This window comes from Chitinimonas sp. JJ19 (assembly GCF_036961565.1).
Taxonomy (GTDB): domain Bacteria; phylum Pseudomonadota; class Gammaproteobacteria; order Burkholderiales; family Chitinimonadaceae; genus Chitinimonas.
In genome coordinates this window covers 1-1154 of record NZ_JBAMDD010000039.1, presented here as the reverse complement: position 1 = coordinate 1154, position 1154 = coordinate 1, and the positions used below count along the sequence as shown (strand labels likewise).

Sequence of the window (1154 nt, the reverse complement as noted above, 5' to 3'; positions counted from 1 at the left end):
AATGCGGTTGCCGTTCAGGTCTTGCTGCCAGGTGGTGGTGGCGCTGCCCTGGCTGTGGCGGGCGAGGCCGCCGGGGCCGCTGAGACCGTATTGGTAGCGGCTGGGTTGGGTGGGGACGCGTTGCTGGCTGGCCAGTCGCTGCCACAGGCCGCCGGCCCATTCCTGTTGCCCTAGCCGGTCGGCTTCGTAGCGGAATCAAGCGGCCTAATTCGCCGTACGCTTGGCAAAACACCGCCCCACGACGACGACCACTTGATCACACTGCAGTCATAAATTAGCCAAAGTTGACTCATCCACGGTAGCAGTCGCTAAAATCATTCTAACCGGACAACATTAAGACATGCTTCGTGCCATTATTATTCACCCAAAAAATAAGCAAGCCTAGCAGGTTCACTCTCAACAATCTCAATAACCTCCCGAGCGGCTTCACTTTCACCAACAATCAATTCACGATATAAAATCCAAAGCCCCTCTCGTGCCTTCTGCTGGCACTTAGCAGCCAAATCAATGTTGCCAATATCAATTTCGATCTCATGCGCAACACCAGAAACAATTTGAAACAAAAGCTCCAAAACGCAAATCTTTACGTAGTCAGGTCTCTCATCAAGCAACGCCGCCATCAGAACAGGCACGACAAACTCTGCCACTCCAAATAACTGCCCTTGAACTACCACATGGTTCTCAAGCTTCCAATATGCCTTTCCAGCATCATCAGGTGTTAGTGCATCAAATAACTCGACAAGTGCTACCGGGATATTGACAGCAGGCCCTGAAGCCTCCCGCAACTGCCCCCATGGAAGTCTATTCATTTCATAACTTGCAAGAGACCTAGCCATTATTTACTCCATGACCCATTAGGGTCGTATTTCACATCATCAGGGAACTGGTTCTTGTTGTATTTTCCTTGACAGTTTGCACACACAGGAATCTCTATTTTCTCAAGCTTTCCTGTAGCGGGGTTTCGTCTCCAGCCAACTGCCTTAGTCATTTTGGCATCTGACCCCAATTGGCGTGCAATATCATCCTCTGCGCACCCCATTGGATTACTAGAGCAACCAGATACAACTTTTCCATCCTTATATCCACCTGCATAGGTGGCATGCTTTCGCTTCAAAGCATCAGCTATAGCATCTCGCGCTGCTTCAGCTTCCTTT

At 50.0% G+C, this 1154-nt stretch carries 2 protein-coding genes; both read right to left on the bottom strand.

Features of this window, described 5'->3' with window-relative positions; all coding sequences use genetic code 11:
- Positions 1–356 precede the first annotated feature (356 nt).
- Entirely contained in the window at positions 357–836 is a 480-nt protein-coding gene (locus V7714_RS20565) for a hypothetical protein (protein ID WP_335711407.1), read from the bottom strand.
- A partial coding sequence (locus V7714_RS20560) for a hypothetical protein (RefSeq protein WP_335711406.1) occupies positions 836–1154 on the bottom strand: 319 nt, incomplete at its 5' end. The genes V7714_RS20560 and V7714_RS20565, both read right to left, overlap by 1 nt.